Origin of the sequence: Paraburkholderia sp. FT54, assembly GCF_031585635.1 — a bacterium.
Classification (GTDB): Bacteria; Pseudomonadota; Gammaproteobacteria; order Burkholderiales; family Burkholderiaceae; genus Paraburkholderia.
Genome location: NZ_CP134198.1, coordinates 243,490 through 267,805, shown reverse-complemented (window position 1 = coordinate 267,805; position 24,316 = coordinate 243,490). Strand labels below are relative to the sequence as shown.

18 protein-coding genes and 7 pseudogenes are annotated in these 24,316 nt (G+C 59.2%); 10 read left to right on the top strand and 15 right to left on the bottom strand.

What is annotated here, in order from left to right; translation table 11 throughout:
• Nucleotides 1-17 precede the first annotated feature (17 nt).
• The 4 genes and pseudogenes from istA (RI103_RS38245) to RI103_RS38230 form a co-directional block, all read right to left on the bottom strand.
• Nucleotides 18-593: pseudogene (istA, locus tag RI103_RS38245) on the bottom strand (IS21 family transposase); the annotation flags it as partial.
• Between the two features lie 202 nt (nt 594-795).
• Nucleotides 796-1,566: an IS21-like element helper ATPase IstB gene (gene istB, locus RI103_RS38240; protein ID WP_310819409.1), complete on the bottom strand. Its 771-nt coding sequence runs from the start codon at nt 1,564-1,566 to the stop codon at nt 796-798.
• Nucleotides 1,563-3,206, bottom strand: coding sequence for an IS21 family transposase (istA, locus tag RI103_RS38235; RefSeq protein WP_409077075.1), 1,644 nt, complete (start codon nt 3,204-3,206; stop codon nt 1,563-1,565). The genes istB (RI103_RS38240) and istA (RI103_RS38235) overlap by 4 nt, the downstream gene beginning before the upstream one ends.
• A gap of 863 nt (nt 3,207-4,069) precedes the next feature.
• Nucleotides 4,070-4,372 carry a hypothetical protein gene (locus RI103_RS38230; protein ID WP_310819794.1) on the bottom strand — a complete coding sequence of 101 codons (303 nt, stop codon included), beginning with the start codon at nt 4,370-4,372 and terminating at the stop codon, nt 4,070-4,072.
• A gap of 117 nt (nt 4,373-4,489) precedes the next feature.
• Between RI103_RS38230 and istB (RI103_RS38225) the strand changes: the two are divergent.
• Nucleotides 4,490-5,237 (top strand): annotated as a pseudogene (gene istB / locus RI103_RS38225) (IS21-like element helper ATPase IstB).
• Between the two features lie 288 nt (nt 5,238-5,525).
• On the top strand, nt 5,526-5,855 hold the full coding sequence (locus tag RI103_RS38220; RefSeq protein ID WP_310819408.1) for a hypothetical protein: 330 nt from the start codon (nt 5,526-5,528) through the stop codon (nt 5,853-5,855).
• 118 nt (nt 5,856-5,973) lie between these two features.
• Here RI103_RS38220 and RI103_RS38215 read toward each other — a convergent pair whose 3' ends face one another.
• A complete protein-coding gene (locus tag RI103_RS38215; RefSeq protein WP_310819407.1) occupies nt 5,974-6,951 on the bottom strand; it encodes a LysR substrate-binding domain-containing protein in 978 nt (325 codons plus the stop codon).
• A gap of 398 nt (nt 6,952-7,349) precedes the next feature.
• Between RI103_RS38215 and RI103_RS38210 the strand changes: the two genes are divergently transcribed.
• Nucleotides 7,350-8,210: a pirin family protein gene (locus tag RI103_RS38210; protein WP_310819406.1), complete on the top strand. Its 861-nt coding sequence runs from the start codon at nt 7,350-7,352 to the stop codon at nt 8,208-8,210.
• 124 nt (nt 8,211-8,334) lie between these two features.
• On the opposite strand, the gene RI103_RS38205 is transcribed toward RI103_RS38210, so the two are convergent.
• From RI103_RS38205 to RI103_RS38190, 4 genes are all read right to left on the bottom strand, one after another.
• A complete protein-coding gene (locus tag RI103_RS38205) occupies nt 8,335-8,616 on the bottom strand; it encodes a hypothetical protein (RefSeq protein ID WP_310819405.1) in 282 nt (93 codons plus the stop codon).
• A gap of 451 nt (nt 8,617-9,067) precedes the next feature.
• On the bottom strand, nt 9,068-9,838 hold the full coding sequence (locus tag RI103_RS38200; RefSeq protein WP_310819404.1) for a TetR/AcrR family transcriptional regulator: 771 nt from the start codon (nt 9,836-9,838) through the stop codon (nt 9,068-9,070).
• Nucleotides 9,839-9,972: 134 nt separating this feature from the next.
• Entirely contained in the window at nt 9,973-10,626 is a 654-nt protein-coding gene (locus tag RI103_RS38195) for a polysaccharide deacetylase family protein (RefSeq protein WP_310819403.1), read from the bottom strand.
• Complete coding sequence (locus tag RI103_RS38190) at nt 10,611-10,937, bottom strand: NIPSNAP family protein (RefSeq protein ID WP_310819761.1); 327 nt, start codon at nt 10,935-10,937, stop codon at nt 10,611-10,613. Before RI103_RS38190 ends, RI103_RS38195 begins: the two co-directional genes overlap by 16 nt.
• 342 nt (nt 10,938-11,279) lie before the next feature.
• On the opposite strand from RI103_RS38190, the gene RI103_RS38185 reads away from it, so the two are divergent.
• The 4 genes from RI103_RS38185 (at nt 11,280) to RI103_RS38170 (ending at nt 15,699) form a co-directional block, all read left to right on the top strand.
• Nucleotides 11,280-11,882, top strand: a complete 603-nt coding sequence (locus tag RI103_RS38185; RefSeq protein WP_310819760.1) for a VOC family protein — start codon at nt 11,280-11,282, stop codon at nt 11,880-11,882.
• A gap of 152 nt (nt 11,883-12,034) precedes the next feature.
• Nucleotides 12,035-12,868 (top strand): fumarylacetoacetate hydrolase family protein, encoded by an 834-nt coding sequence (locus RI103_RS38180; RefSeq protein WP_310819759.1) that lies wholly within the window; start codon nt 12,035-12,037, stop codon nt 12,866-12,868.
• A 163-nt stretch (nt 12,869-13,031) separates the two neighbouring features.
• Nucleotides 13,032-14,330 (top strand): MFS transporter, encoded by a 1,299-nt coding sequence (locus tag RI103_RS38175; RefSeq protein ID WP_310819758.1) that lies wholly within the window; start codon nt 13,032-13,034, stop codon nt 14,328-14,330.
• Complete coding sequence (locus RI103_RS38170; protein WP_310819757.1) at nt 14,323-15,699, top strand: IS30 family transposase; 1,377 nt, start codon at nt 14,323-14,325, stop codon at nt 15,697-15,699. Before RI103_RS38175 ends, RI103_RS38170 begins: the two co-directional genes overlap by 8 nt.
• Nucleotides 15,700-15,862: 163 nt before the next feature.
• Here RI103_RS38170 and RI103_RS38165 read toward each other — a convergent pair.
• Nucleotides 15,863-16,168, bottom strand: a pseudogene (locus RI103_RS38165) (IS6 family transposase); the annotation flags it as partial.
• 87 nt (nt 16,169-16,255) lie between these two features.
• On the opposite strand from RI103_RS38165, the pseudogene RI103_RS38160 reads away from it, so the two are divergent.
• The 3 pseudogenes from RI103_RS38160 to RI103_RS38150 form a co-directional block, all read left to right on the top strand.
• Nucleotides 16,256-17,317: pseudogene (locus RI103_RS38160) on the top strand (IS110 family transposase).
• 274 nt (nt 17,318-17,591) lie between these two features.
• A pseudogene (locus RI103_RS38155) lies at nt 17,592-18,603 on the top strand (IS110 family transposase).
• A gap of 419 nt (nt 18,604-19,022) precedes the next feature.
• A pseudogene (locus RI103_RS38150) lies at nt 19,023-19,265 on the top strand (DDE-type integrase/transposase/recombinase); the annotation flags it as partial.
• Here the strand turns inward: RI103_RS38150 and RI103_RS38145 are convergent.
• The 5 genes and pseudogenes from RI103_RS38145 to RI103_RS38125 form a co-directional block, all read right to left on the bottom strand.
• Nucleotides 19,263-19,368, bottom strand: a pseudogene (locus RI103_RS38145) (IS6 family transposase); the annotation flags it as partial. The pseudogenes RI103_RS38150 and RI103_RS38145 overlap by 3 nt on opposite strands.
• Before the next feature lie 28 nt (nt 19,369-19,396).
• Entirely contained in the window at nt 19,397-20,977 is a 1,581-nt protein-coding gene (locus RI103_RS38140; RefSeq protein WP_310819756.1) for a methyl-accepting chemotaxis protein, read from the bottom strand.
• Nucleotides 20,978-21,294: 317 nt separating this feature from the next.
• The gene (locus tag RI103_RS38135; protein WP_310819755.1) at nt 21,295-22,014 is read right to left on the bottom strand and encodes an EAL domain-containing protein; all 720 of its coding nucleotides are present in this window, start codon (nt 22,012-22,014) and stop codon (nt 21,295-21,297) included.
• Nucleotides 22,015-22,274: 260 nt separating this feature from the next.
• Nucleotides 22,275-23,630 carry an ATP-binding protein gene (locus RI103_RS38130; RefSeq protein ID WP_310819754.1) on the bottom strand — a complete coding sequence of 452 codons (1,356 nt, stop codon included), beginning with the start codon at nt 23,628-23,630 and terminating at the stop codon, nt 22,275-22,277.
• Entirely contained in the window at nt 23,617-24,300 is a 684-nt protein-coding gene (locus RI103_RS38125) for a response regulator transcription factor (protein WP_310819753.1), read from the bottom strand. The genes RI103_RS38130 and RI103_RS38125 overlap by 14 nt, the downstream gene beginning before the upstream one ends.
• Nucleotides 24,301-24,316 lie beyond the last annotated feature (16 nt).

The window sequence follows — 24,316 nt, the reverse complement described above, 5'->3', positions numbered from 1 at the left end:
GAAATTCACAGCTTCGGACCGTATGCATCCCGCTCGATGACAACGGTCTTCATATTGTCGTACAGCGCACGGCGCGGCACACCGCCGAACCAGTTAAAACAGTTGACGTGACACCTCAGCAAAGTATCGAGCCGCATGTCGAAAACGAATTCGACATATGTCGCACGGCTATAGCCAAGAGTGGCCACGAATGCGAACAGATTCGCTCCTTTGCGCCTGCGGAACTCGACCCAGTCGACCTGCATCTGATCGCCCGCAGCAGTCTCGAATCGCACCAAAGGATCGGGCGCCGGTACAGGCCTCAATGTGGCAACGAACTTGCGCACGATTCTCTCGCCGCCGTCGAATCCCTTCGACTGAATCTCGCGCCACAGAACTGTCGCTGGAATCCAGTCCGGTGCCGCTGACGCGATCCGTTCCCGAAGATAGGCTTCGAACGGTTTCAGTATCGACTCGCGCGGAGTCGCCGCGGGCCGAAACGTCGGCGCGTCCTGCGTCGCCAGATACTTCCTCACCGTGTTGACTGAGCAGCCAACCTCACAAGCAATGGCACGCAGGCTCTTGCCCTGCTTGTGCAATATCCTGATCTGCATGTATCCCTCGTACGAGATCATCGCCGCTCAAAGCGGCCATTATCCCTTCGTCGAGGTGTATCAATTCCTCAGTGCCGACGGTGTATCAATTTTCAGGTGCCGATGACAATGGTGCGGCAGTTGACCCCGGACGGTCAGTTGAAACTCCTCCACTTGTGGTCGCGCAAATTCCTCCACCCGTGAAGCAGGGCAAGATCGTTATTTAGCTTTCTTTCGTTTTTCGCGCAAGGGTTTCGGCAGCCTCCTTCAGGCGATAGCTGCGCCCGTCGAACTCGAGCAGATGGCAGTGATGCATGAGCCGGTCGAGAATCGTGGTGCTCATCGTGTTGTCGCCCAGATAGGTCCCCCAGTCCTGGACGAGGCGATTCGAAGTCACGACGACACTACGGTGCAACTTGTAACGTTGATGGATCAGGGTTTGCAGCAAGGCGCTCGCGTCATCTGGAATTGTGCGGGACAGGAACAGGTCGTCGAGCACAAGCAGGTCGCACTCGAGAATCGCGCGGAACCGCGTCTCGCGCTGCGCCGGTGCGCTCAGCGCATAGCGGTTAAAGAAGTCGTCGGTCTCGAGATACTGAACCTTGTGTCCGTGCTGAACGGCGTGGTAAGCCACAGCCTTCGCAACGTGCGATTTCCCGGTGCCAGGTTTACCGATGATCAGCGCGTTCTTGCCCTCGGCGATGAACTTCAGGGCGTGCAGCTGGAAGCAGGCCTGGCGCGGTACTTTCGGATTGAAGGACCAGTCGAATTCGGCCAGCGTCAGCTTCTCTTCAAGGCCGGACTGCTGGTAACGGCGCTCGATGAGTCGCGACTGCCGGCGATCGAGTTCATCCTGCAGGATCAGCGCGAAGGTTTCGAGAAAAGGCTGCTGGGTACCCTGAGCCTGCAGCACCCGTGTCTCGAGCGTGTCGCGCACGCCGGACAGGCGCAGCAGCCTAAGGGCCCGTTCGATGTCCGGTAGCATTGTCGTCATACAGTTTCTCCGTCGTTGGAAGTGAAGGTTTCGGCGCTACGTGCAGCGCCGGCGCTGAACAGCTCGCCGTATTCGGCGGCGGGCCGGATCAGTGGGTGCTCTTGAGTCAGCGGCAAGACGAGTTGCGGCGCGCGATCCAGGCGCTCAAGAGCCTGCTGGAACAGGCGCTCGACGACTGCGCGCACCTGCCGGTACCGGTAGATGTGGTGGCGCAGTGCGTGATCGCAGGCCTGTTCGACGAGCCACGGGGGATACTTCTTCGCCAATGCGACGATGCCCCACATGCCGCGATGGCCGACGCGACCTTCAGCATCGAACAGGTGCTGGCACAACGCCCTCGCCTGAGGCCCGATGTCGCCGGCGCTGGCGAGTGCGAGGCTGGTCTGGCGTGACGGGTTGAATGGGCGCTCGCGCTCGGGAAGTTCGAGCGAGCCGGGCTCGGCTGCGCGCGCATGCGTGCGCAGCAGTTCCTGCGTCCGACGGTCCCGGATCTCGATCGTGGTGTCGTAAATGCGCACGCACACGAGGCTGCCGATTGCTGCGGGCCGCGCGGCATAGTGGCTGCGATCAACGCTGACGGTCGTGTCATCCCAGACAGTGCGCACGACCTCGGTGAAGTAGCGGAAGCCGTTGGCAGGCAGCGGCCGCAGGTGTGGCTTCTCTTCCTGGAACATCGCCTCGACCTGCCGTCGCGCTCTGCCGTGGATGCGTTTGGCCGCCCAGTTCTCCTCCCAGTGCGTGAGGAATTCGTTCTGCGCATCGAGAGATTCGAAGCGACGGCCGGTGAGCGCCGTATTCTGCGTATGCTGGATCGCGTTCTCGACGGTCCCCTTTCGATTCGGGTCGCGTACGCGTGCAGGGTCGGCGACGGCGCCGTAATGCTCGAGCATTGCGGCATAAGTCCGGTTAAGCTCCGGTTCGTAAAGGTCCGGCGTGATGACGCCCTCCCGGAGATTGTCCAGAACCACGTAACTCGTCGAGCCACCGAAGTACCGGAAGGCCTCTTCGTGAAGCTGTGCCCAGACCTGCTTGCTGGACTTCCAGACCACGCGCCGGAAGCTGCGTCGCGAGTACCGCAGGGTCATGATGAACAGGCGCGGTTTCCGGTATCGCCCCGTCTTCGGATCGAGCGTCGGGGCGCCTTCGCCGTAATCGACCTGACATTCCTCGCCGCAAGCAAATTCAAGACGGTCGAACTGCTCGGGGTCGACGTGTCGCAGGGCACGCACGAAGCGCTTGACACTCTCGTAGCTCGCAGTGAAGCCGAACCGGTCAACCAGATCCTGATAGATGGCCTGGGCGTTTCGCTTCAGGCGCACCTGCTGTTCGATCCATTCGCGATGCGGCTCGCTGGCCGAGCGAGCGAAGTTGAACGGCCTGACAGTTGCGGCCCCGGGATCCGGTGGTCGCGGCGGTGGAGGAGTTTGAGGTGGAGGAGTTTGCGCGACCGCCGGCTCCGCCGGGCCGGTGGTCGCCTCCCCGGGGGAGTTTGACGCCGCCCGACGCGACTCAAAGATCGCCTGGTAGCGTCGGATCGTCTTGCGATCAACACCGGTTAGCTCATGGATCCTGCGCTGGCTCACCTCGCGCTCGAGCAATGTGAATATCGTGCTTTGCAGATGCTGCTTCAAGACGTTCAACTCCCCATCCCCTTCTTCTTGTTCGAAGGGGATAAAAATAAACGTCCTGCTTCTCCTCTTCCGGCGGCCGTTCAGACACGTCGCCGGTGATCGTCAGGTGGGGGAATTTGAAGTGACCATACCTGGGGGAATTTGACCGACCGCCGGGGCAGTTGACCGCCAAAGATCGCGTCGCGCGCACGCTTAAAACGATAAACCGGGTTTGCCGTAGCATGTGGACCCGGCCGCTTCGCGATCAGCATCAGCGTCTGTGTCGAATGCTCAAGAGGCACTACGCCTACTTCGGCATCAGCGGGAACTATGAGCGCCTGGCGAGCGTGCCATATCAGGTCGCACGCATCTGGCGTAAGTGGTTATCGCGACGGTCGAACAAACGCTCTCTGCCAGGGGTTGCCTTCACGGGTATCCTCAAAATATTTCCGTTACCGCAACCACGCGTTGTCCATAGCTACGCCAAACCGTGAGCGAATCTGCACGATGAAGAACCGGGTGTCTTAATTGGGCTCGTCCGGGTCTGTGAGGGGTGAGGGCGGCGACCTCCTCGCCTACTCGGAAACCGCCTTGGTTATGTTTGCCTACTCGATCGCATAAACATCGGCTTCGCCGCATTGCAAATGAAAGGCGACCTCGGCCTTACCGATGCCGCCTACGGCCTGGGCGCCGTATTTTCTTCGCGAGCTATTTCATCTGTCAGGTACCAAGCAACCTCCTGCTGCATAATATTGGTGCGCGGCTAACGATCGCACGCATCATGATCTGCTGGGGACTGACATCATGCCTGATGATGTTAGTACACAGTCCGGGCTCTTTCTACGCAATGCGCGTGCTGCTTGGCGTCTTTGAAGCCGGCTCTGCTCCAGGCGTCATGCTGTTTCTGCGTTCTGGTATCCGAGCGCGAGGCTCGCGCAAACGACGGCCTTGTTCCTGAGCGCAACGCTCGCCGGTTTGATCGGGTCACCCTTTATCCGGGTTGATTCTCGACCAAATGAGCGACGCGTACGGGTTAATGTCACACTGTCTTTGTCGAGGTGCCGACCGCATCGGCGATCTCCGTCTGGTTGCGGTTGCGCTCGAAATGTAGCCGCAGCAATTTCCTGATAGGTCGGATTGATGTCGGCATCGTACAAGCCGGGCTTGTGCACACCCGATTTCAGATTGTCGGGCACCAAGATCTCGACCACGGCCTATGCGGGAGCCCGAAGCGGGCTCCCGCACAGGCTGACCTGCCGCTCATGCACGCCAACGTGCGTGGGCCGTCCTACTACCATTGAAAGGGAGTCGTTATGCTGCAACAGCCCACTGTCGACAAACTGCACGCGCTGCGCCTGCCTGGCATGGCCGCGACGCTTGCCGAGCAAAAGAGCCAGGACGGCATCGACCGGCTGGGCTTTGAAGAACGTCTGGGGCTGCTGGTCGAGCGCGAAGCCAGCGAGCGTGACCCGCGACAAACAGCGGCCCGGTTGCGCCGGGCGAGACTGAAGATCCCCGACGCGTCGCCCGAGGACATCGACTATCACACCGCCCGCGGGCTGGACCGGGCGCTCACCGCCCGGCTGCTAACCTGTGAGTGGATTCGGGAGCGGTAGAACCTGATTCTGGTCGCGCCAACCGGGCTCGGCAAAAAGTTGGTTGGGTTGTGCCTTCGCGATTCAGGCGTGCCGCCAGGGATTCTCCGCCTGCTATCTGCGCGCGCTGAAACTGGCGATCGCGCACGGCAGCGGCCGCTACGCCCGGTGGCTTGCGCAACTGGCCAAGACGGATCTGGTAATTCTGGACGATCTGGCGATGGCACCGCTGATGTATTCGGCGCGACGTGACCTACTGGAGGTTCTCGATGACCGGCACGGACACCGATCCACACTGGCGACCAGCCAGATTCCCGTGGACCACTGGCACGAGGCGATCGGCGAACCCACCGTCGCGGACGCAATCCTTGACCGGCTCGTACACAACGCTCATCGCATCACGCTCGCCGGCGAATCGTTGCGCAAGACGCGCAGTCGATTGACTGCGAAGCCGCAGTCCGAGTAAAAAGGCAACGTCCCGCGTCGCAGCGCTCCGCCTGTTCGCGACGGCGTGGAATGGCTGTTCTCTTTGCGTGGAATACGCAGCCTGCGCGCGCGCACGCCGCGGGCGGTTTCCGCGAAGCGCTGCGAGATCCCAACGTGTATGTGATCGCGTTCGCGTGGTTCACCATTGTTTGTGGCCTCTACGCCGTCGCTTTCTGGATGCCAGTGATGCTTCGGGCGGCGGGGGGCAGGAAGCGCGTCACATATCGGACTGTGCTCAATCATTCCCTATGGCTCGGGCGCGATAGGCATGGTGCTGCTCTCCCGGCATTCGGATCGCGTCGAGGAACGTCGATGGCATTCGGCCTGTTACGCGCTTGTTGGCGCAGCAGCACTTGCGCTGATTCCCCATGCTGGACTCATCCTGGCGCTCGCGGTGCTGGCGTTGTCGGTGACGCCCATTGGGGTTTTCGCCGCGATGCCTATCCTGCTGGCGATTCCAATGACCGCCCTGTCACCGCGTGGGATCGCACTGATCAACTGCATTGGATTAAACCGGCGGTTTCGTCGCCCGTTCATGCTGGGTTGGGTCAAGACCGCAACAGGTAACCTGAATAATGGCGGACTACGCGCAAGATGATCACCGCACCTGGGACGAGCATTCCCGCAATAACATAAAGTCAGCGGGAAGTCGTAAAACGCCAGCAGACCTGCCCGATCTTTCGTCAGCTGGCCACCCCTTGTCGAAGGGACAGCGATTACGCCGATTTCCTTGCGCGCCGGGAAGCGCTACGTTTGTGCATGCGCATCTGCACCTCCCGGGCGGCACGTTCGGCATCGGCTTGAGCAGCAAACTCGGTGGCAAGAAAGTCAAGCAGATAGCGCACGGCCGGCAGCAGTCCGCGCCGGGACGGGAACACCGCGTGGATGATGCCGCTGCGCGGCAACCAGCCGGGAAGCACCTCCACCAGACGACCCTGCAGCAGATCCTGCCTGACCTGAATCTCTGGCAGTTGCACGACGCCGACACCGAGTAGTGCGGCGTGATGCAAGGTGGCCAGATCGGTCGTGACAAGCCGCGGTTGATGGTTGATTTCGAGCCGGTTCCCGTCAGCCCGGTCAAGGGTCCAACGGTGTTCGTGCATCGGTGGCCCAAGATCCAGACTCGGCAAACGCCCCAGCTCCTCGGGCGAAGGATCGGGCGCATATCTTTCCAGCAAGGCGGGATGTGCAACCAGGCGCTGGGTACTGCCTCCGAGTACCTTCATCACGAGATCGGCGTCTTCGAGCGGCGGGAAGCGCACCCGCAACCCGATATCAAATCCTTCACTGACGACGTCGACGCGCCGGTTGGCGACCTCCATGTGGACCTGAACATGGGGATTTTGCATCATGAACCGGGCGACCATTTCTCCCACCGCGAGCGCGGCCAGTGCCGTGGGGCAACTCAGACGCACGATGCCGCGAGGCTCGGAGCGGGAGCGCTCGACCGCGGCGTCCGCTGCTTCGGCTTCGACCAGCATCGCAACGCAATGGCGATAGTAGTCCTGGCCGATCTCCGTCACCACAAAGTGCCTCGTTGAGCGCTGTATGAGCCGCACACCGAGGCGTTCCTCCAGCAGAGCGATCCGCCGGCTCAGTTTCGATTTCGGCATGCCCAGTTTTCGTCCCGCTGGCGCGAAGCCGCCGTTGTCCACCACCTGGACGTAGAAAAACAGGTCATTCAGATCGTGCATTGATTGCCTCGCCGTTCACCAAATAGAACGCTGAGGGCAAATATAGCGTACTACCGGGCTAATCGTCCTACATCTAAGATTCATTCCAGATCGGCACAGGCAAGGCCCGATAAGCAGCGAGTGATCCGGTGAGTGGACAGTGCGGCTCAAGGGTCTTTCCGGTTGCGACACATGCAAACGAGGACGCCGGAAGGCACGTTATCCCGCCTCGTTTAGTGTGAGTACCGTGACTCTTAATACCGAGGACACGGCGTTTTGACCCCCGGCAACCACGCGATGATGCCGGTGCGCTTGAGCTGCCCCTGGGTTCTTTTTCGGCGCCATCGGCACCCTCTTTCAAGTGAGTCACCAACAGGCGAAGCAGGCTGCCAGCCGGCCGCGCCGCAAGGAAGCACATCATGGCAAACCGCACACTCAAGGCGATCCATCTCGCCTACCGTGAAGACATCCGGGATCTGACGACGCGACGTCCGTTGCCCGGTCCCGGCTTACCGGATTTGAATCCGTTCTTATTTCTTAACCATCATGGTCCGCAAGTCTACGCACCTCGTAACGATGGCCTGCCGTTTGGTCCGCATCCGCACCGCGGCTTCGAGACGGTGACATTTGTGCTGGAAGGCAGTCTCGCGCATTCGGATACTGGCGGCCACGAAAGCATCATCGATGCGGGCGGCGTGCAATGGATGACCGCGGGTAGCGGTCTCGTACATGCCGAGCTTTCACCGCAGCGGTTCATGGAACGAGGCGGCAAGCTGGAGATCCTTCAGCTGTGGCTCAATCTTCCCGCCACGCTGAAGATGACGCCGCCCCGTTACGTGGGTGTGCAAGAAGATGCAATTCCGTCGATTCCCACGCAGGAGGGCACCGGTCGGATTGAACTGGTTTCCGGCGAATGGTCGGGCTTCCGTGGTCCCATCCAGTCCCTGACTAACACGTTCATGTCCGTAGTCCGGCTGGCAGCCGGGGGGCGTGTGAAATTCGCAGGTGTAGCGGGGCGGCGTGTCTTTCTGTACGTCGTTCGCGGCAGCATTTCCGTCGAGGGGAAGCGAGTCGCGCAGTTCAATCTTGCGGAATTGCACGACGACGGCGACGTGGTCGAGCTGGAAGCAAATGACAATGCCGTCATTCTGTTCGGACACGCCGATCCGATTGATGAGCCTATCGCCGCTCGCGGGCCGTTCGTCATGAATACCCAGGCGGAACTCGATCAAGCCTTCGCGGATTTCCGTGCGGGGAAATTTAACGTTGCGGCAGGGTAGCCAGTGGCGCCTCAGCAGAGCTACCGGCCGGCCTCATGGAGGCTGACCTGGGAATTCGTCCCCCTCATACGGGGGAACGCTCGCGGCGACTCGTCAACCTGCCGTTTTGGCAATCCAGGGCCGATCAAGTTCCAAGCGGCTCAAACAGGGAAAACGTGTCATCTACTATCCGCTGTCCAGCGCTGTATCCTGACATTAGGGCCTCGGCCTCCGTCGCGAAAGGATGCCGGTCAGCGGCTGCGAGGCGTATCGGCGCAACCATAGGGAATATTGCGCCCGCCACCTTGATCTGCACGATGGCAATAAAGCCCTGCGGCGCAGACAGTTTGGTTCCTCCAGAGGATTGCCATACCGGTTTGACCTCGACGGAGACCTCGAAACTTTCGTAGGCGTAGAGTTTTTTCATCAAGGCAATCAGTTGCTGGTGGGCGTCTTTGCGGAAGCCAGAGTTTTCTGTCGAATCACCGCGACCAGTCACAAAGCATTGACGAGCCGGTCTGAATGCGAGCAACCGAGTATCCGACGACGTTTGCGAAAATCAAATGCTAACGAAATTTGACATCAAAAACGGACTTGCCGGCGTGGCTGGCCGCATATGACGCCTGTTTGGCAGGGATCGCGACGCGATAATCGCGGGCTAAATCAATCATCGAACGTGCGCTCGACTGCCCATGCATTCGAGCTTGGGAAAGCGCACCTCGTGCCCCGACGCTGGAGATTCGTTCAGTAGCTTAAATCAGGCATACGAAGATAGATTGCCACGGGCGTGGGCCAGCTCATGCTTGAGCTGCAATGCGGAGCCTGGAGATGCCATAACGCTTTCGGAAAGCATCGGTGGGCCTTGGGTGTTGTAGCGCTTACCGAACTATGCCGCCCTCAAGCAGAGTGCGGATCGTGCCTTCAATCCTGGCCTCTAGCGCTGCCCGGCCCGGCTTTTTGATGAGGCCAAGCAGCACCTGTTGATGTATTTCGTAGATCAACATGTCGTGAAAGAGTACGGCGGCCATTCGAGTGTCAAAAATGCGTACCTCGCCGTTCCTTTCGCGCTCTGCAAGAAAGGCGGTGAGCCAGCGGTAACTACTGGCCGGCCCACTTTCGTACCAGATGCGGCTGACTTCCGGGAAGCGATGTGCCTCGGCAATAACCAGGCGCTGCAGCTCGATGGCCCTTGGAGACAATACCCCGTCGTAAATCGCAAGTCCGATCGCACGAAGCGCTTCCCGCAAGGATCCTCCATATGGCTTTGACAGGAATATCTTCGACAGTATTTCGCTGCACAATGCCTCGACTGCGGCAACGAAAACTCCTTCCTTTCCATGAAAGTGTTTATATATGGTGGACTTCGACCCTCCGGCAGCTGCAACAATCTCGTCGAGGGTGACGCCGTCATAACCTTTCACGAGAAACAGCTCCGAAGCGATGGCTAGCAAGTCACGGCGCTTTTGTACTGCGCGTTGACCGGGCAGTAACGGCGCTGGCAGACTATTTCGCCCTGCGGATTTTGGCATGTCCGTTCGACTGACTGTATAAGATGCGTCGATCGCGCCCAGTTTTCCTTCTTGCTGCAGCAATGGGACATCGGGCAGGACGACTTTACGAGGATTGATTCGTGCGGAGCGCGTCACCATAGTGGTCTCGCGCACGTACCGCGTGAGGCTTGTGGCGAGGCGAAGTGTAACATGTCGCTGCGTGCGCGAGCGACATCTGACCTGGCTCGGTGGCGCTGCTCAGTCAAGCCCTGCTTAAGAGTTCAGCCGATGCCCTAGAGGGGCCGGGCGCTGATCTCATCGAGAAGAGCGGTCGGCTGCCCGCGCCTTATTGGTACGCAGCTATCCGGAAACTCCTGCACAAATGTCGCGCCGCGCGTGAGCATTTCGTCAAGAAAACTACCAAGCTTGAGCATGGCCTCCGGCAGAATATCGTGGACCACTAGTACGCTCGTTTCATCTCCCAGCGATCTGCAGGTTTGCGCCGCACGTTCGGGCCAACCCTGTGGATCGATCCAGTCCTCGGGTAAGTTGTTCCAAAGAACACAGGTATAACCACCCTCGGTCAGATACTTCACTGCGGCAGGATTAAACGTGCGCGCGTCCATTGGCCCACCCTGCGTAGAGGGACGAAACAGTAGTTCGTCTCCCGCCAAGTCTCCCAGAAGCTCTGCGGTCCGAGCAATTTCATCTATGGCATCTTGCGGATTTTTAAGTAGTCCAAACGGCGTCCCGTGGGTGTACGTGTGATTACCGATCAGATGACCTGCATCGCGAGCGGCACGGGCAAGTGCACGATGTTCTGGAGTGAGGAGTCGCTCGCCGACTACGAAGAACGTTGCCTTGATCCCCCGGCGGTCCAATTCTTCAAGAACACGGGGCGTTACCGTGTTCTCGGGCCCATTGTCGATCGTCAGAGCGATGCGCATGGCGCCTCCGCCAGGAAAGGAACGGGCGCAATAAATTCACCCTGTTGTTCAATCAGATACCCAGCTGCTTCCTCGGCAATAGCGAGCCAATCGGGATCGCGGGCGAGGGCAGCTCGCTTGGCGATCCGCTCTTCGATGCTTTCATACTCCCACAGGAACATGACTGTATTCATGGTGCCAGACACCGGCGTCCAGCATCCACGCAACGTTCCATATCTGCATGCAATCGGTAGCAGCTTCGCTTCAAGGAGCTCAAGAAGACCGGGTAAGTTGCCCGGTAACGTTTGGTACCTACGAAGTTCGTGAATCATTCATTCTCCCTGGATGAACGCTTGGGGACGATCGGACGTCGCTATAGGAAGTTGACCGTGTAACAATCGTACTATACGGTACATAAATATGTGTGACAACTTCTCTCAGCGTCATGAGCGGTTGCGGTTCTGGCGCGCGACTGTACAGGTCGATTTCACTTTTCGGAGGTAGCTTATTCGGCGTTATTTAGGGGACCATGAGTGGGTGCCAGTCAACCGCGGGGCCAGGGAATACCCGCGTTGGTCAATCGATGTCTTGCTGTAGATAGTACTGTCCGGTACAGTATCAATGGCGGTACGTTTTAACTGTCTCGATCATGCGAAGATCATCTGGAGGACGACATGGCAACGATTATCCGATCCGAAAATCAGGTTGTTGGCAAATCAAATAAAGTTCTGAAGCTGCACCACCACGCCTACCGCACCCACGATATCGAGGCAACCCGGCATTTTTATGAAGACATCCTGGGCATGCCTTTGGTCGCTGCATTTGTTGAAACGTGGGACGGGTTAAACGAAAAACCCACGAACTATATCCACGCGTATTTTGAACTCGTTGACGGTAGTTGCATCGCCTTCTTTTGCTTCCCTGCAGATCAAAAGGCGCCCAGCAAGATCGGTAATGGAGGAATTGATCCGACCGATCCGTTCGACCACCATATTTCATGTGAAGTTGATGACATGGACGCTATCAAGGAAATGGAAACACGAGTAAAAGCAGCGGGAATTGATCACTTCGTGATCGACCACGGATACTGTTACTCACTCTATTTGATCGATCCCAACCAGATGCACTTTGAGCTGACGGCGAACCTTCCGTCCACCGACGCCACTATGCGCGAGCAGCGCCTAACCGCGCGCAAAACTCTCGAAGACTGGCGAGCCGGAAAGACGATTGGCAACAACGTGTTGCGTGTCAAGGGTGCTGAAGGTGCGGTTCACTAATTATTGGGCTGGGTTTTTTGCCAGGGAAGAGACCTGATGACGCGTATGTCGTCTAGCTACATCTGCACGGTTAACGCTCAAATATGCTGCCGACACGGTGAGAAATTCTCTCCTGTCAGCGAATCGCAACCTACCTTAATAGTGGATAGACAATGAAACTTTTGCGCTACGGGCCGGCTGGGCACGAATTGCCGGGTCTTCTTGACCTCGAGGGTAATGTGCGCGCACTGCGCCCAATTGTTCACGACATCGACAACGATGTTTTGTCGCCGGAGGGGCTGCGATTTCTCGAAGCCCTTGACCCGAAGAAACTGCCTTTGGTCGACAAACCCGGTCGCCTGGGTGCCCCTTTGGCTGCTGTGCGCCAGATTGTCGCTATCGGCCTTAACTATCTTGCGCACGCCAACGAAGCAGGTCTTCCTGTGCCCGCAGAACCGGTTGTCTTCCAGAAATCGACCTCGTCGATTTCGGGTCCAGACGATGAGGTGATATTGCCTCCGGGATCCGAAAAGACCGATTGGGAAATAGAACTAGGGGTCGTGATCGGTTCCGTTGCCAGGCGCGTCGACAAGAGCAGCGCGTATGCCCACATCGCCGCGTATTGCATGGTCAATGACATCTCCGAGCGTGCATGGCAGATCGACCGCGCTGGTCAATGGGGCAAGGGAAAGAGTTTCGACACCTTTACGCCGATCGGCCCCTGGCTTGTGACCGGTAGCGAAGTCGATCCGAACGCACTCACGCTTTCTCTAAAGGTAAATGGTGAAATCCGGCAGCAAGGCGACACGTCAGACCTGATATTCGATGTAGGTACGCTCGTGAGCTACGTCAGCCAATTTATGACACTGATGCCTGGCGATCTGATTATCACAGGCACGCCGTCCGGCGTCGGCCTTGGCATGAAGCCGCCACGGTTTCTGGCAGCGGGCGACGTCATTGACATGACGATAACGGGCCTGGGCACGCAGCGGCACTCGGTGATCTGACCAATCGGACGGAGCACGCCAGTCGAAGGCCACAAACGATCCAGTCGGGGGCCGCCCAGCTCGCGGGGGACCGCCGGTAGCTCGCTCTACAAGCAGGTTGGCGTGCACTCCGCCTCGAAATTCAGCACGTTGCCCGCAATCGTCACCTGTCTCGGAAAGATCGTTGAAAAACTCGAAGAAAGAAGGCGTTGACCGATTGCGGTCGACGACAGCGTTCGTGGTCGTTGCCCTGGCGTTCATGGTCAACATGATGGGAACGACGTTGCCGACGACCATCTATCGGTCCTACCAGCTGCAATACAACCTGACATCGACAACCATCACGGAGCTCTACGCCTTTGGTGCAGTGGGTGTGCTTGGTGCGCTGGTGGTCGCCGGCAACTGGTCTGATCAACTGGGACGCCGTCCCATGCTGCTGGTCGGCCTCTATATTGCTGCTGCGTCGGCGGTAGCGTTTCTGTTTAGCCATAGCCTGTTTGGGCTGATGCTGGGACGGTTACTCTCTGGTATTTCGACCGGAATTTTTACTGGAACTGCTACTGCTGCTCTGATTGAGTTCGCACCTCCGGCATGGCTTCGGCAGGCAGCGTTCGTGGCCACCGCGTCCAACATGCTCGGAATGGGGTTGGGCTCAATCTTGAGCGGGATGCTTGTCGAAGTACTACCCTGGCCGATGCGACTTCCCTATGCGGTGCATCTACTCCTGGTCTGCGCGGCGATACCCGCTGTCTGGCGCCTGCCGGAAACAGCACGACCATTCGTCCGGACGAAGCTCCGACTTCAACCAATATCATTGCCTCGCGAGGTACGCGGCGCATTCGTGCCCGCCGCGATGGCCGCGGGTGCCGGCTTTGTCGTCGTGGGTTTCTTTGCGGCGGTTGCTCCCCGCTTGATTTGGAGTGTATTAGGCTATCGTAGTGGTATCACCGTGGGCGCGATTATTTTCCTGTTGTTCCTGTCTTCGGCATTCGGACAACGGGTACAGACAAAGATTCCGGCCCCACGGCGGCAACCGGCTGGTTGCGGTGGACTGATTGCGGGACTGTCCTGCATTGCCCTTTGCGTACCGGAGGGCTCATTGGATGTACTACTGATTGCCACCGTACTTGCGGGAATGGGTCAAGGAATCAGCTTTCGTGCGGGGCTAGGGGACATTACGGCAAAGAGTCCCGCTAACAGGCGCGCCGAGGTTACTTCCAGCTTTTTTGTGGCTCTCTATGTCGCTATCTCAGTGCCGGTTATTGGCATTGGCTTTGCCGTGCAACTGGCGGGTATTCAACGTGCCACGATACTCTTTGCTGGTTTGACGATCGCACCAGTGCTGGTTGCCTTGTACCTGATACTTCGCCGCGACGACCGGATGATTGGGGAGACCGGTGCAGTCAAGGCGGATTCAACCGGTCGTCGCAACACCTTTGATCGAGGAGGTGTTTATGGGACGACCAGCGGGGTGGATGTATAAGTTGACAGGGCGAGCAGCGATGCGCTCGCCAGGTGCGCCGTCGCATCGGCGAGAGATCGAGCGGCGATTTTGGGAGCAAATCGCGACAGGCATTACAAGTGAGAAGGCTGCAGAGGCGGTTGGCGTGTCGCAGGCGGTAGGTACTCGCTGGTTTCGTCATAATGTCGGCATGCCACTTTTCATGTCGAACCCCTTATCCGGGAGGTACTTGTCGTTCGCGGAGCGAGAAGAGATAGGGTTACTTTCGTTCCAGGGCGTCGGAATACGCGAGATCGCTCGCCGTATCGGACGCAGCCCGTCAACGGTCTCCCGGGAACTGACACGTAACGCTGCAACTCGCAGCGGCCAGCTTGATTATCGGGCTTCGGTTGCGCAGTGGAAGGCCGAACTGGTTGCCAGAAGACCCAAACCGTCGAAACTGGTGACTAACCCACGGCTGCACCACTACGTGCAAGACCGTTTGGAGGGCAAGGTTCGCGATGCGGATGGCCGTGCGATTGCTGGGCCTCGGCAAGCGCCGTTCAAAGGGAGAAACAAGCCGCATCGCGGTGACCGTAAATGGGCTAATGGCTGGTCACCCGAACAGATTTCCAAACGGCTGCAGTTCGACTTCCCGGATGACGAATCTATGCGCATCTCTCACGAAGCGATTTACCAGGCTCTCTATATCCAGAGCCGAGGTGCCCTCAAGCGCGAACTGGTCAGCTGTCTTCGCACAGGGCGGGCGTTGCGCGTACCGAGAGCCAGGGCACAAGCCAAGGCTTGGGCGCACGTTAGCGAGGATGTGATGATCTCTAGCCGGCCTGCAGAAGTGCAGGATCGTGCCGTGCCAGGGCATTGGGAGGGTGACCTGATCATCGGCCTGAACCGATCTGCTATTGGGACGCTGGTGGAGAGATCAAGCCGTTTCACCATGCTCGTGCACCTGCCTCGGGAGAAAGGCTATGGGTTGACTCCCCGAACGAAGAACGGCCCCGCGCTGGCTGGCTACGGAGCTGTCACGATGGCCAATGCGCTCAAGAAGACCGTGACTGACATGCCTGCCCAGTTGTGGCGGTCATTGACCTGGGATCGTGGCAAGGAACTATCCGATCACGCCCGCTTCACCGTCGAGTCCGGGGTAAAGGTATTCTTCGCCGACCCGCACAGTCCATGGCAACGCGGCACGAACGAGAACACGAACGGCCTTCTGCGACAATACTTTCCAAAGGGCACAGACCTATCCAGGTGGAGCGCTCGAGAGATCCAGGCCGTTGCCAATGCACTGAATACCAGACCCCGGAAAACACTTGGCTGGAAGACACCTGCCGAAGCTCTGGACGAGTATCTAAAATCTGTTCAACAATCTAGTGTTGCGACGACCGGATGAATCCGCCCAATGATTGACGATCGAAATGGCAATTTGAGGCGAGGAGGTTGGTTGGAGCATTGCGCCCCGCATCCATCAGGGACGCTGAGCTGTAGCAATGGCGACGGCTTTGTAAAGTTGACGGCTGTAGACTACCTTTTTGGCGAAAGCGTAGTTATCCTTATTAGACAGCTTTCTGAGATGCGGTAGTTACAGTCCAACCACGCCATGTGACGAAGCGTTCCTGGACTACGGCACGATGACATGCCGCGTTCATCCGATGTCTGGGCAGCGCGAAGTGCTGCCGGATCGGGCCAAAGCATGAGAGAAACGCCTGCGTGCGACGCGCATCGGGAAAGCCGCGCATGCGACGCTCGCGTTCGCGCGTTGGTTGGTGGCTGTTCTCTGCGCGGTTGTTCAGTCGCGCGGCCGCTTTGACGAACACGTGCTTCACGTTCGCAAGTTCCGGGATCACCGCTTTTGCCGCCGGAATTGGTAAGGAGCTCCCGTCCCTGTGGCGCCTGCGCCTCCTGGTGCCATCATGATAGCCGTTGCTCATCTGTGGAAGGGGAAAGTCATGAACGCGATTACCCGTGTTGGTGTTGATCTTGCCAAAAATGTCATGCAGATCCACGCGGTCGATGCTGGTGAACATGTTGTGGTACGGAAGGCCATTGCGCGTGAGAATTTCATGAGCTGGTTTGCCAACCTTGCCCCCTGTCTGGTGGCGATGGAGGCGTGCAGCGCTGCGCACTATTGGGCGCGCAAGCTCCGCGGTGTCGGGCACGACGCGCGGCTGATTCCCCCGCAATTTGCGGTGCCTTACCGCAAAGGTGGCGCTGGCGTCAAAAATGACGCCCTCGATGCTGAAGCGATCTGCGAGGCAGCCAGCCGCCCACACATGCGTTTCGTGCCGGTCAAGTCAGCCGCGCAGCAAAGCGTGCTGGTCCTTCACCGCATGCGCACCGGTTTCGTGGAGGAACGCACGGCGCTCGTGAATCGCTTGCGAGGCCTGCTAGCCGAGTTCGGCGTCTTCCTGCCGCAAGGCATCGGTCGGTTCCGAAGCCATTTCGTTGACCGTGTTGAGGATGGCAATAACGAACTCGCCGGTCCGGCCCGTCAGGCGCTGATGCATGGCTGGGCCCAATGGCAGGCGCTGGATGAGCAAATCGGTTGGCTAGACCGGCAGATCACCGAACACGCCAGTCACGATCCACAGACGCAGCGCTGTATGGCCATATGTGGCGTGGGCCGAATCACCGCATCTGCCGTCGTAGCGACCGTGGTCAACGCCCGTCAGTTCAGAAACGGCCGGCAGATGGCCGCCTGGATCGGCCTCGTTCCCAAACAGAACAGCAGCGGCGGCAAACAGCGGCTCGGCCGGATCACCAAACAGGGCAGCGACTATCTGCGCACGCTCCTGTTCCAGGGCGCCCGATCGGCCATTCTCACAGCGCACTGACGCGATGACCGGCTCTCGCGCTGGATCGTCCAGCTGCATGCGCGTATTGGCTACTATAAGACGCTGGTCGCGGTTGCCAACAAGCACGCTCGCATCCTCTGGGCCGTATTGGCCAGGGACGAACGCTTCGATCCATCCCATGCGCCCGCCCGCAATGCAATGGCGGCGCACGCATGAACTACAGAACAGAAAGTGCAATGCCACCATGAATTGACTTCCAGGCGCAGCACGAATCACGCAGGGATAGCGACAGGTCAGACCGACAGCGGGCGAACTCGAGCAGCTATCAGGCGCTACAGTTCTTGTATTCGCCGTCGCCGGAATGGAGTCCCGCTGTGCGGTTACTATCCGGGCCCGGGCGCAGCAATCACAGCGCCCAAACAGGCTGATGGCATGGACTCCCGCCCCCTTCGGGGCGCACACTTTCCGAACCACTTTCGGGAGATTCGACATGCCTGCGCTGACCATCGGTCTTGATATTGCGAAACACGTCTTCCAGGTTCACGGCGTTGACCGCAGCGGTAAAACGGTCATACAGCGCAAGCTCCGCCGATCTGAAGTATTGACGTTCTTCTCAAAGCTGGAGCCGGGTCTGGTTGGGATCGAGGCCTGTCACGGCTCGCACTTCTGGGCGCGTGAATTGACCTCGCTAGGTCACACGGTACGCTTGTTGCCCACGCAGTATGTGAAGCCATTTCTGGTGGGCGGAAAGAATGACGCAAATGACGCGGCGGCCATCTGCTTTGCTGTTTCCCGGCCCGACATTCACCCTGTGCCGATCAAGAGCGCCGAACAGCAGTCGCTGCAGTCCGTTCATCGCATGCGCGAGCGGCTTATCCATGAGCGAACAGCGAAATCGAACCAGATTCGAAGCATGTTTGCTGAGGAGGGGTTTGTCTTCCCGGTGGGTCTTCCCCTGTTAAGGCAGGGTATTGTTGCGCTCGTCAACGATACCGATGCCCGGATCACGCCCCTGCTGCGGCGGCTGGGTTCGATGTACCTCGAACAGTTGGCGGCCTTGCAGCAATGGGTCGATGAACTTGCCGCCGAGATTGCCGAAATATTTAAACGCAACGAAGGTTGCCGGCGACTTGCGACGGTTCCGGGCATCGGGCCAGTCGTGGCGACCGCGTTGTTCAGCAGCGTTGGGGATCCATTGCAGTTCAAAAACGGGCGACAGTTCGCAGCGTGGCTAGGGCTGACGCCGAAGCAACGATCAAGCGGTGGCAAGACGAAGTTGGGTGGCATCACAAAACACGGTGATACCTATCTGCGAACCCTGCTTGTGCAGGGCGCGCGCAGTAATGCGCTTCGTTCATCGCCACGACGATCGGCATAGCCGCTGGATCAAAGCTGTGATGCAACGCCGTCACGTGAGTGTCGCGGCGATCGCCCTAGCGAACAAGACGGCGCGAATCGCTTGGGCGATATTGGCGAGCAATGATAGCTTTAAGATGGCGTAGCAGTCTGTAACTTCTCAATCACTTTCATTTCTTCCGCGATTGCGCAAGAAGCGGCAAGCATGGCGAACCGGTCGGACCGGCGCTTGCAGATCCTGATATATCCGGCGGCTGCAGTACGAAGCCAGCAGGCCGATGAGGTGCAAGCGCGCAAACATCCATGATGGCTAGTGCCGAAAGCAAGCACATCAAAAGCCGAATGTACGGACGCAGTCGTGACCTTCGAAAAAATGCAAACCACTCTTGCTCATAGGCGGGAGTCCATGTACGTTTATAGGTTTGCAGTCTGCCTCGTCTGCCCTCATGCTTCCGTGCACGCGCTGACAACACAGGATTCGACGCATGCGGTATTAAACCCAGCTTGCAAGAAACGGAAGCTCCTTATAGATAGCTGCGCAACTGGTCCGTCACGATCTGGCATGTACGAAACGATCCGTTGCTGCGACAAATTTGGCGCTAAATTCGCCCGGTCCGCCAAAGCGGCGCGACCCAGGCCGGGCAGCATATGGCATCTGGACGAGATGTTCGTGACGCTGCGCGGCGAGCCGTATCTGTTGTGGCGAGCGGCCGACGAGTGCGGTGATGTGCTGGTGCAAAAGCGGCGCGATAAGGCCGCGGCAAAGTGCTTCTTCCGGCGGGTGCTGCGTTCAAACCCGGTGCCGCGACCACGACACCACGCTCGAGCAACAACTCCTCGATATCGCACAGGCTCAGGCTAAACCGGAAATACCACCGAACCGCGCAGCTGATGACGACGGCAGGGAACATCTCCGTTAGATATCAGCGACCGGCTCGTTCAATGCGTCTGAAACGGGAGCGTGAATACCTGCGCCGAGTCCAGCAAACCCTGCGCTTGCTCCTTCAACGTCTGCGCCGCAGCGGCCGACTGCTGCACCAGCGTCACGTTTTGCTGCGTGTTTTGCTCAAGGTTCCCGATCACGCCACGTACTTCGCCGATCTGCTGCGTCTGAGCACGGCAAGCCTGGTGCATCGCTTCCATGATGTGCGTGACGCGCTGCGATGCTTCGACGATGTTGGAGATCGTCGTGCCTGCCGCATCGACCTGCCGCTCCCCCTCGCTAATCCGCGCGCTGCTCGCGCCGATAAGTTCCTTGATTTCCTTCGCGGCAGCTGCGCTGCGCTGTGCGAGCATGCGCACCTCGCTGGCGACGACCGCGAAGCCGCGACCGCCGGCACCGGCTCGCGCCGCTTCGACTGCGGCATTCAACGAAAGCAAATTAGTCTGGAATGCGATCGAATCGATGACGGAGATGATGTCCTCGATGCGGTTCGACGATTCGCTGATCGCGCGCATCGTGTTCACGACCTGACCAACCACGGTGCCACCCTGTGCTGAGGTAGCCGAAGCGTGCTTTGCCAGTTCGTCGGCGTTGCCCGCGCTTTGCGCATTGGCCGCCACGCTGGAGTCGAACTCCTCGAGCGCGCCGCTCGCCTGTTCGAGCGCAGCTGCCTGCCGCTCGGTGCGCGTACTCAGGTCGGCGTTACCCAGCGCGATTTGCTCCGTGGCAGCCGCGACGCCCTGAGCGGCGTCGCGCATTTGCGTGACGATTTCGGCGAGCCTTTGCTGCATGCGCGCCATCGCTGCGATCACGCTTGACGTATCGCCGGGCCGCAATTCGATCCCGCGCGCAAGGTTGCCTGCGCGGATCGATTCGGCCAGCTCGACCACGTCGCTGGGCTCGGCCCCGAGGGACTGCGTGATGTTGCGCACGGTCGCGTAGACGACGGCGATGCCAACGCCGCACGCGAGCAGCGTCAGCACGCTCATCAACCAGCGAAAATCAGTGCTGATCTTGCGCGCCTCGGCGCCTTCCTGCTGATCGAGGTGTTCCTGATAGTCAATCAGCGCGTTGATCCCAGCAAGCCATTCGACAAGCGCGGGACGCGCATCATCGAGCAAAATCTTGCGTGCGCCCTCAACGTCGCCCGCTTGCTGCAAGCTGATCAACTGCTGGATCAGCGGCAGGCTTTGCTCCCGCGCGGCGTTGACACGTGCATAGATCGCCCGTTCCTCCGCGGTGATGTCGGTACGTTCAGCATAGATCCTGGCGAGCGGTCCAGCCGATTCCTCGTACTGGCTCGCGAGCACATTAATGTGATTGATGACCGAAGGCAGTTCCGCCGCGGATACAAGCGTCACGTCACGCACCGCGATGGAGCGGTCGTGAACGCTTCCGCGAAAGTTAATCGCGTAACGTTCCTTTACGCCATTTACGTCGATGATGTCGTCGAGCCGCGCGCGAACCATCTCGACCCGACTGATCGCGATTACCGTCAGCGCGACGAGCGCGATGAGAACCACGCCGAACCCTGCGATCAACCGCACCCGAATGCTTAATGTCTTGTTTGTGTTCATGGGTTGCCCGTGTGCTGACGTCGCCTTGACATGTGTGGACCGTTGCTGGTCAACCAACCCTGCGCGGCGCGCCGTCTATTTTTTCGGGTTCTAATAATAGCAACGAAAAACCTTTTTGATAATCTATTTGTATTGCAGTGCAAGCGTCAATTAACTTTGACGATCAAGTTCCGCAGCCGTACTACTGTTGCCTGCCGTTGCGTTGTTAGGCGGACAGGAATCCTGGATCTTCGTCGAATCGTTCATACCGGCGTCCGGCAGGCCTTCGGCTCTCGCGGCCATTCCAGATTGTCTTGCGGTGCCACGCAATCAGACCTTCAGCGTAGGACAGACTCGACGGCCTCCGGCTTGCCATAAAGCCAGCCTTGGGCAAGTTCGATACCGCAACCCTGCAATGCGGCATGCTGATTTTCTCTTTCCACGCCTTCGGCGAGCACCCGGCAACCCAGCTTGCAGAGCCGCTCTGCTGACTCACGAATCGCGGCCATAAAGTGCGAGCCCTTGCCGGCGTTGCGTATCACCGTGATGCAAAGTTTGACGATGTCCGGCCGCAACAGGCGGACGGTGTCGAAGTCGGCGAACCCGCATCCCGTGTCATCCAAAGCCAACCGAATCCCCAAGGTGCGCAAACGATTGACCACTTCCACCAAACCCTGGGCTTGGTTGAGGGGCAGGTGCTCAGTGAGTTCGACCATCACTTCCGGTCTACCGGCTAACGCCAGCCTGTCCGCCGCAAGGGCCAAGGCATCAGGGCCCAAATTGATGGTCAGGAAGGCGCCCGGCGGTAGTTTGTCTTTAGTGCGCTCAAGAGCCAGTTCGGCACACAACAATTCCGCATCCACGGTGCGCCCGGCGGCGTAGGCCGTATCAAACAACTTATCTGGGCGTTCAAGAGGTGACCCCTTCGGACCTCGGGAAAGGGCTTCGAAACCAACCACCGCACAATCGCTGACGCGCACGATCGGCTGCAGAAATGTCTGTATGCAGCGGTGCGTCAGAATCGCTGCAACGTCGGTAGAAGATCCCGTCTGATCCACAACCTGACGTTGAGGTCCTCGGTTTCAACCGGTTCAGGAATGCCACGACCCACGATTTCAGGCATCGAGTTAATGCATCGCATCCGCAAGGGCCAGTTTGACCTCTCCGCTCTCGGGTTCAGGGACACCGTCTCGCCTATCGTCTGGAATGCTGTCCTTCTCGATTGATAAGGTATCCATGTTTATAAGATGCATCTCGATTAGACCAACTATTTGCACCAGAGCCACAAAGGCCGTGTGCGTCGACGATAAATATGACGTTATTCAGCGGTTTTACAGAACAGGACTTCACATCCGGGCATCGCGTCCTTGAAACGGATCGACATGCCGTGCATGCCAGCCACTGCGAGCACAAGGCTCAGGCCGAGCCCGCTGCCGGGCGTGTGACGGCTCGCCTCACCGCGATAAAAGCGCCGCAGCACAGCTTGCTGTTCGGCGGCCGCAATGCCCGGCCCGTCGTCCGAAACGGTGACGCCCGCACCGGTCTTGTCGCGGAACACGGTGATCCGCACATGGCCGCCATGTGGGGCGAATTTGATGGCGTTTTCCACCAGATTCGCCAGCGCCTCGAACAGCAGGTTCGAATCACCCTGGATGTCGAGCGGCCCCGATACCGTTCGCTGCAGTTCGAAAGCGATCTGCTTGTCCTCGGCAGTCGGATCGTAGAACTCGAACACATCATCGGCAACGGCAGCCAGATCGACCGTTGTGAATCCCGCGCGGCGCACGCCGCTTTCGATTTCCGAAATGCGCAGCAGCGCGTTGAAGGTGCGCAGCAACCCACTGGTTTCGACGATGGTTTCATCGATTGCCGCGCGATACTCTGCTTCAGTTTTGGCGCGGCGCTGCGCACGTTCGAGTCCACCGAGCATCCGTGTGAGCGGTGTGCGCAGATCGTGTGCAATCGCGTCGCAGACGCCCTTGACTTCGTTCATGAGCCGCTCGATTTCGTCGAGCATGCCGTTCACGACGACGACGAGGCGATCCACGTCGTCGCGTTTCGAATGCACTGGCAAACGCCTGCTGAGATTGCCGGCGACGATTTCCTCGATTGAGGCGATCACCGCGTCGAGCCGCCGCATTGCCGAAATGCCGATCAGGCTCGCCCCGACCAGGCCGATCACGAGCGTGATCGTGGCGGTGGAAAGCAGTGCGTGCAGCAGTTCTTCGTCGAAGTGGTCGAGTTCTCGGGTGTTCTGGCATTGCAACGCGATGCGACTATCCGGCACGCGCGCGGCGATGCATCGGCCGGGCGGGTGGCCGGGCAGCGTCGCGAGCGGCATGGAAAACGGTTTGTCGAAGCCCGGGATAGCCGGCTGATCGCCCGCGTAGCCGCCGGCAAGGTGTTTGCCGGTAGCGTCGAACAGGCCGAACGGACGATGACGGCGCGGATCGAACTGGTTTTGATGTTCGAATCGCGCGACCAGTTCGTCCGGCTCTTCGCGTTGCAACTGTGCGTGCTCGCGAATCAGCCAGTCGTCGATGCGCTCCTGTTCGAAGCCGGTGATCTCGCGATACAGGTAGCCGAATAAAAGTATCGCGATGACGCCGAACAGCATCAGGAACAGCGTGGCGAGGCGAAAACCGGTGGTGCGGTGCAGTTCAGTCAGGCGCATGGAGCATGTACCCCGAACCGCGCACGGTATCGATCATCGGAGCCGTCCCGTCCGGATCCAGCTTCTTTCTCAGGCGGCTGATGTGCACGTCGATCACATTGGTTCGCTCGTCCAGCCGGTAATCCCATACCGCTTCGAACAGCATCGTGCGGCTCACCACCTGGCCCTCATGCTGCATCAGGTATTCAAGCAGCCGGTATTCGCGCGGCAAGAGCGGCACCGGACGGCCTGCGCAGCTTACTTCGCGCTTGAGCGGGTCGAGACGCAACGGGCCGACCTGGTATTCCTGCACACCGGGCGCGGCTTCACGCCGTCGCATCAGCGCGTCGAGCCGCGCGGTCAGTTCGATGAATTCGAACGGCTTGGTCAGATAATCGTCGCCGCCGGCGCGCAAACCGCGTACGCGCTCGTCGACCGCGGACAGGGCGCTCAGAATCAACACCGGCGTGAGCACGCCGGCGCTGCGCAACGCCGCCAGCATGCCGAGGCCTTCGAGGGCGCCTGGCAACATGCGGTCGAGCACGATGGCGTCGTAACTGTTGGCGACCGCGAGCATCAAACCGTCGCGGCCCGTGCTCGCGGCTTGCACCTTGCAGCCGTGATCGGTGAGCGCTTCAACGATCTCCGCGAGGGTTTGCCCGTCGTCTTCGACGACCAATACGTTCGACATGCGTTTTTCCAGAAGT